This is a genomic window from Pseudomonas sp. FG98, from assembly GCF_057808595.1.
In genome coordinates, this window is sequence record NZ_JBMDIJ010000044.1 from 45,266 (window position 1) to 51,513 (window position 6,248).

3 protein-coding genes are annotated in these 6,248 nt (G+C 67.0%); all 3 read left to right on the top strand.

Annotated features, from left to right (window positions below; all coding sequences use genetic code 11):
• Window position 1 precedes the first annotated feature (1 nt).
• The 3 genes from ACODSK_RS21860 to atzF all read left to right on the top strand — a co-directional run bounded on the left by ACODSK_RS21860 (window position 2) and on the right by atzF (window position 6,126).
• Window positions 2–628: an urea amidolyase associated protein UAAP2 gene (locus ACODSK_RS21860; RefSeq protein ID WP_489019096.1), complete on the top strand. Its 627-nt coding sequence runs from the start codon at window positions 2–4 to the stop codon at window positions 626–628.
• A 159-nt stretch (window positions 629–787) separates the two neighbouring features.
• Entirely contained in the window at window positions 788–4,372 is a 3,585-nt protein-coding gene (gene uca / locus ACODSK_RS21865) for an urea carboxylase (protein WP_489019097.1), read from the top strand.
• Window positions 4,369–6,126: an allophanate hydrolase gene (atzF, locus tag ACODSK_RS21870; RefSeq protein WP_489019098.1), complete on the top strand. Its 1,758-nt coding sequence runs from the start codon at window positions 4,369–4,371 to the stop codon at window positions 6,124–6,126. Before uca ends, atzF begins: the two co-directional genes overlap by 4 nt.
• The last annotated feature ends 122 nt before the right edge of the window (window positions 6,127–6,248 follow it).

Genomic DNA, 6,248 nt, shown 5'->3' on the forward strand with positions numbered 1-6,248 from the left:
CATGACTTCGAACCTGCAAGCAGACACCGCGATCTACCGCGCCACCATCCCCGCTGGCGAGCCCTGGCTCACCGAGGTCAAGGCCGGGCAGACCCTGCGCATCCTCGACCTGGAAGGCAACCAGGCCATCGACACACTGTTCTACAGTGTCGCCAACCCCCGCGAGCGCTATGACGTGCAACGCACCCTGCGGCGTCAGGGCAATGTCTACCTCGGCGTCGGCAGCGTGCTGTATTCCAACCTCGGCCGGCCGATGCTGACCATCGTCGAAGACAACTGCGGTCGCCACGACACCCTCGGCGGCGCCTGCGCCCAGGAAAGCAACACCGTGCGCTACGCCCTGGACAAGCGCCACATGCACAGCTGCCGCGACAACTACCTGCGCGCCTGCTGCCACGACGGGCGCCTGGGCAAGCGCGATATCAGCCCCAACATCAACTTCTTCATGAACGTCCCGGTCACCCCGGAAGGCGGCCTGACCTTCGAGGACGGCATTTCCGCCGCCGGCAAGTACGTGCAGCTCAAGGCCGAGATGGACGTGATGGTGCTGATCTCCAACTGCCCGCAACTGAACAACCCCTGCAACGGCTACAACCCGACCCCGGCGGAACTGCTGATATGGAACTGAAAACCCTGCTGCGCAAGCTGCGCCTGTGCTTCTTCAGTGCCTGCCAGGCCCGTTTCGGCCAGTTGAAAGCCGACAAGCACGCCTGATTGCCGTCCGGGGACGACCCCGAGACCTCCAAACAACTGCGGGACGGCCCGCAACCCCTTCGGGGACGTTGTCATGTTCGAAAAACTGCTGATCGCCAACCGTGGCGCCATTGCCTGTCGTGTCCTGCGTACCTTGCGCACGCTCAAGGTGCAGGGCGTCGCCGTCTATTCCGAAGCCGATCTCGCCAGCCGCCATATCCTCGAAGCCGACCAGGCCATCAGCCTGGGGCAGGGCGCTGCGGCCGGCACTTACCTGGCCGTGGACAAGATCCTCGCCGCCGCGAAAGAGAGCGGCGCGCAAGCCATTCACCCCGGCTACGGCTTCCTCTCGGAAAACGCCGCCTTCGCCGAAGCCTGCGAAGCCGCCGGGCTGGTCTTCGTCGGCCCGACGCCGGAGCAACTGCGCCTGTTCGGCCTCAAGCACACCGCCCGCGACCTGGCACGCCAGCAGGGCCTGCCGTTGCTGGAGGGTACGGACCTGCTGGACAGCCTCGACGACGCCTTGCAGGCCGCGCAATCGGTGGGCTACCCGGTGATGCTGAAGAGCACCGCTGGCGGTGGCGGCATCGGTATGCGCGTGTGCCGCTCGGCGGCGGAGCTGGAAGAAGCCTTCGAGGCGGTCAAGCGCCTTGGGCAGAACAACTTCAGCGATGCCGGCGTGTTTATCGAGAAGTACATCGAACGCGCCCGTCACCTTGAAGTGCAGGTGTTCGGCGACGGCGCTGGCGAGGTCCTTGCCCTGGGCGTGCGCGATTGCTCGGTGCAGCGGCGCAACCAGAAAGTGCTGGAGGAAACCCCGGCGCCGAACCTGCCCGAGGGCATGGCCGAGGCGCTGTGCGAGGCGGCGATCAGGCTGGCTCGTGCCGTCAATTACCGCAGCGCTGGCACCGTCGAGTTCGTCTTCGACAGCGATGCTCAGCGTTTCTATTTCCTTGAAGTGAACACCCGTCTCCAGGTCGAGCACGGCGTCACCGAGCAGGTCTGGGGCGTGGACCTGGTGCGCTGGATGATCGAGCTGGCTGCCGGTGACCTGCCGCCGTTGAGCCAACTGGCCGCCGACCTGCGCCCCGAGGGGCACGCAGTGCAGGCGCGCCTGTATGCGGAAGATCCGGGCAAGGACTTCCAGCCCAGCCCTGGCCTGCTCACCGCCGTGGCCTTTCCCGAGGCGGATGGCCAGGCGCTGCGTATCGATACCTGGGTCAGTGCTGGTTGCGAGATCCCGCCGTATTTCGACCCGATGATCGCCAAGGTCATCGTCTGGGCCGCCGATCGTGAGCAGGCCCGCAAGCAGTTGCACCGCGCCCTGGGCGACAGCCATATCCACGGCGTCGAGACCAACCGCGACTACCTGCGGCAGATCCTCGAGGACACGCCTTTCGTCAGCGGCCAGCCCTGGACCCGCTGCCTGGAAGGCCTGACCTACCGCGCCAATACCTTCGAAGTGCTCAGCGGCGGTACTCAGACCAGTGTGCAGGATTATCCCGGCCGCCTCGGCTACTGGGCCGTCGGCGTGCCGCCGTCCGGCCCCATGGACAGTCGTGCGCTGCGCCTGGGCAACCAGTTGCTCGGCAATCCGGAAGGCACTGCGGGACTCGAAGTGACCATGAACGGGCCGACCCTGCGCTTCAACTGCGACGCGGTGCTGGCAGTGACCGGCGCAGTATTGCCGGTGACCCTCGACGGCCAGGCGGTTGCGATGAACACCAGCCTGCTGGTCAAGGCCGGCAGCACCCTGGCCCTGGGCACTATCGCCGGTGCGGGCGCCCGGGCCTACCTGTGCATCCGTGGCGGCATCCAGGTGCCGGAGTACCTGGGCAGCCAGAGCACCTTCATGCTCGGCCAGTTCGGCGGCCATGGCGGCCGCGCGCTGCGGGCAGGGGATGTGCTGCACCTGGCAGCGCTGAGCGACGCTTCGGCCGGTGTAACGCTGCCAGAGCAAGCGGCCCTGGCCTCGGTCCGGCATATCCGGGTGATCTACGGTCCTCATGGTGCGCCGGAATACTTCACCGCCAGTTACATCCGCACCTTCTTCGCCACCGACTGGGAAGTGCACTTCAACTCCAGTCGCACCGGCGTGCGCCTGATCGGCCCGAAACCCGAGTGGGTTCGCGCCGATGGCGGCGAGGCGGGCCTGCACCCGTCGAATATCCACGACAACCCCTATGCCATCGGCGCCGTGGACTTCACTGGCGACATGCCGGTGATCCTCGGCCCCGATGGCCCGAGCCTGGGCGGCTTCGTCTGCCCGGTGACGGTGATCGAGGTCGACCTCTGGCAGCTTGGCCAGCTCAAGGCCGGGGACAAGGTGCGCTTCATCCCGACCTCCTTGGAACACGCCCGGCAACTGGCCTGCGCCGGGCTGCTGGCGGAGCCTGCCCAGGAAACGGCGGAACAGCAGTTGCTGTCGCCCATCGTCCTGGATATCGGCCAGGACGATACCCGCCTGGTCGCCCGGGTCGCCGGTGACACCCACCTGCTGCTGGAAATCGGCGCGGCCGAACTGGACCTGGTCCTGCGCTTCCGTGGCCACGCCCTGATGCAGGCGCTGGAGGCCCGGGCGCTGGAGGGCGTGATCGACCTGACCCCGGGCATTCGTTCGTTGCAGGTGCACTACCAGCCGGAGCGCCTGCCCCTCGGCCATCTGCTGGAGATCGTCGCTGCCGAGTGGCAGACCGTATGTGCCGCCGAAGACCTGCAAGTACCGTCACGGATCGTCCATCTGCCGCTGTCCTGGGACGACCCGGCCTGCCAGCTGGCCATCGAGAAATACATGACCACGGTGCGCAAGGACGCGCCCTGGTGCCCGAGCAACCTGGAGTTCATCCGTCGCATCAACGACCTGCCGAACCTCGACGCGGTGCAGCGCACGGTGTTCGACGCCAGCTACCTGGTCATGGGCCTGGGCGACGTCTATCTCGGTGCGCCGGTGGCCACGCCGCTGGATCCGCGGCATCGCCTGGTCACCACCAAGTACAACCCGGCGCGCACCTGGACCGCGGAAAACTCCGTGGGCATCGGCGGCGCCTATATGTGCGTGTACGGCATGGAAGGGCCGGGCGGCTATCAGTTCGTCGGGCGCACCTTGCAGATGTGGAACCGCTACCGCGAAGTCGCGGCATTCGATGGCAAACCGTGGCTGCTGCGCTTCTTCGACCAGATCCGTTTCTACCCGGTCAGCGCCGAAGAGCTGGAGCGCATTCGTCGCGACTTCCCCCTGGGGCGCTTCGACCTGAGCATCGAGCCGAGCCAGTTGCGTCTGGCCGACTACCAGCAGTTCCTCGCCGAGGAAGCCAGCAGCATCCAGGTCTTCCGCGACCAGCAGCAGGCGGCCTTCGCTGCCGAACGGCAGCGCTGGATCGACAGCGGTCAGGCGCATTTCGAGTCCACCGAGGCGGTGGCCGAGGTGGGCGAGGAGGCGCCTTTGCCGCCGGGGCAGATCGGCGTGGAGAGCGCCGTCGCCGGCAATCTCTGGCAGGTCCAGGTTGCGGTCGGCCAGCAGGTCGCGGCAGGCGATGCGCTGGTGGTGCTGGAGTCGATGAAGATGGAAATCCCGCTGCTGGCGCCTTGTGCCGGGGTGGTGCGGGAAGTGCGGGTCGAGCCGGGCTCGGCGGTGCGCGCGGGGCAACGGGTAGTGGTTCTGGAAGGAGAGCAAGCATGAAGGTCAATCTGCAACTGGACGCACTGCGCCAGGCTTACGCCACGGGCGAGCAGTCGCCGCGCCAACTGATCCTGGCCCTGCGCGAGCGCGCGGCGCAGCTCGATCCGCGCTACAACATCTTTATCCACCTGCTCAGCGTCGACGAGCTGGAGCCCTATCTGGCTGCGCTGGATGACGCGGCGCTGGAGAGCCTGCCGCTGTACGGCGTGCCGTTCGCCATCAAGGACAATATCGATCTTGCCGGTGTGCCGACCACGGCAGCCTGTCCGGCCTTCGCCTATACCCCGGAGCGCTCGGCCACGGTGGTCGAGCAGTTGATCAAGCTGGGCGCGGTGCCGCTGGGCAAGACCAATCTCGACCAGTTCGCCACCGGCCTCAACGGCACGCGCTCGCCCTATGGCGCCTCGATCAACAGCGTGCTGGAGAACTATCCCTCGGGCGGCTCCAGTGCCGGATCGCCGCTGACCGTGGCCCTGGGCCTGGCCAGTTTCGCCCTGGGCACCGACACGGCGGGCTCGGGTCGGGTTCCGGCAGCACTGAACAACCTGGTCGGCCTCAAGGCGAGCAAGGGGTTGATCTCCACCGCCGGCGTGGTTCCGGCCTGCCGCACCCTGGACTGCGTGACCACCTTCACCGCCACCGCGCCGGAGGCCAGCCAGTTGTTGCAACTGCTGGCGGTGCAGGACCCGCGCGATGAATACAGCCGGGCCAATGCCGGCTGGAACCTGGGCAGCGCCTTTGGCCGGGTCGGCAAGTTCCGCTTCGGCGTGCCAAGGGCTGAGGACCTTGAGTTCTTTGGCTGCGAAGAGGGCCCGGTACTGTTCGCGGCAGCGGTCGAGCGCTTGCAGGCGCTGGGTGGCGAGGCGGTGACGCTGGACCTTTCGCCATTCCTGGAAGCGGCGCGCTTGCTGTACGAAGGCCCCTGGGTGGCCGAGCGCTACAGTGTGGTCGGCGAGCTGGCGCGCAAGCAGCCCGAGGCGGTGCTGCCGGTGATCCATGCGGTACTGGCCAAGGCGCCGCAGGTCACTGGCGTCGACACCTTCCGCGCCCAATACCGGCTACAGCAGCTCAAGGCCGAATGCGACCGCCTGCTGGTCGGCCTGGATTGCGTCGTCACCCCGACCATCGGCCGCCCGGTGACCCTGGCCGAGCTGGCCGAGGAACCGGTGCTGCGCAACGCCGAACTGGGTTACTACACCAACTTCATGAACCTGCTGGACTATGCGGCGGTCGCGGTGCCCAGCGGCTTCATGGGCAGCGGTCTGCCCTGGGGCGTGACCCTGTTTGGCCGAGTCTTCACCGATCAGTACCTGCTAAGCCTCGCCAGCGCCTATCAAGGGCTCGACACTCCGCCTCGACCAGCGCGCAACGATCAGGTCAAGGTGGTGGTCTGTGGTGCCCACCTGGACGGGCTGGCACTCAACTGGCAGTTGAAGCAGCGTGGCGCGACCCTGGTCGAGGCCACCGTCAGCTCGCCTCATTACCGTCTCTACGCCCTGGCTGGCGGACCGGTGCAGCGTCCGGGGATGGTGCGGGTGGCCAGCGGGGGCGTGGCCATTGCCGTGGAAGTCTGGCAACTGCCCAGCGCTGCCCTTGGCGCCTTCCTCAGCGAAATCCCGGCGCCGCTGGGGTTGGGCAAGGTCGAGCTGAGTGACGGGCGTTGGGAGACCGGCTTCGTCTGTGACGGCTATGGGCTGGAGGGGGCGCGGGATATCAGCGAGTGGGGAGGGTGGCGTGCCTGGCTGAAGGCGTAATTGAACGCTTGCCACGAAATCGCATCAAGGCTGTCAGGTGCCTGCCTTGATCCTGGCAGTGTTCTTGAGATCGAGCGCCGCCCGCGCGGCGCATCGCGGCTAACAGCCGCTCCCACATCTGT

What these genes read in the sequence shown, in the direction of transcription:
- uca (WP_489019097.1), top strand. Translation starts at nt 788, where the DNA reads ATGTTCGAAAAACTGCTGATCGCCAACCGTGGCGCCATTGCCTGTCGT.
- atzF (WP_489019098.1), top strand. Translation starts at nt 4,369, where the DNA reads ATGAAGGTCAATCTGCAACTGGACGCACTGCGCCAGGCTTACGCCACG.
- ACODSK_RS21860 (WP_489019096.1), top strand. Translation starts at nt 2, where the DNA reads ATGACTTCGAACCTGCAAGCAGACACCGCGATCTACCGCGCCACCATC.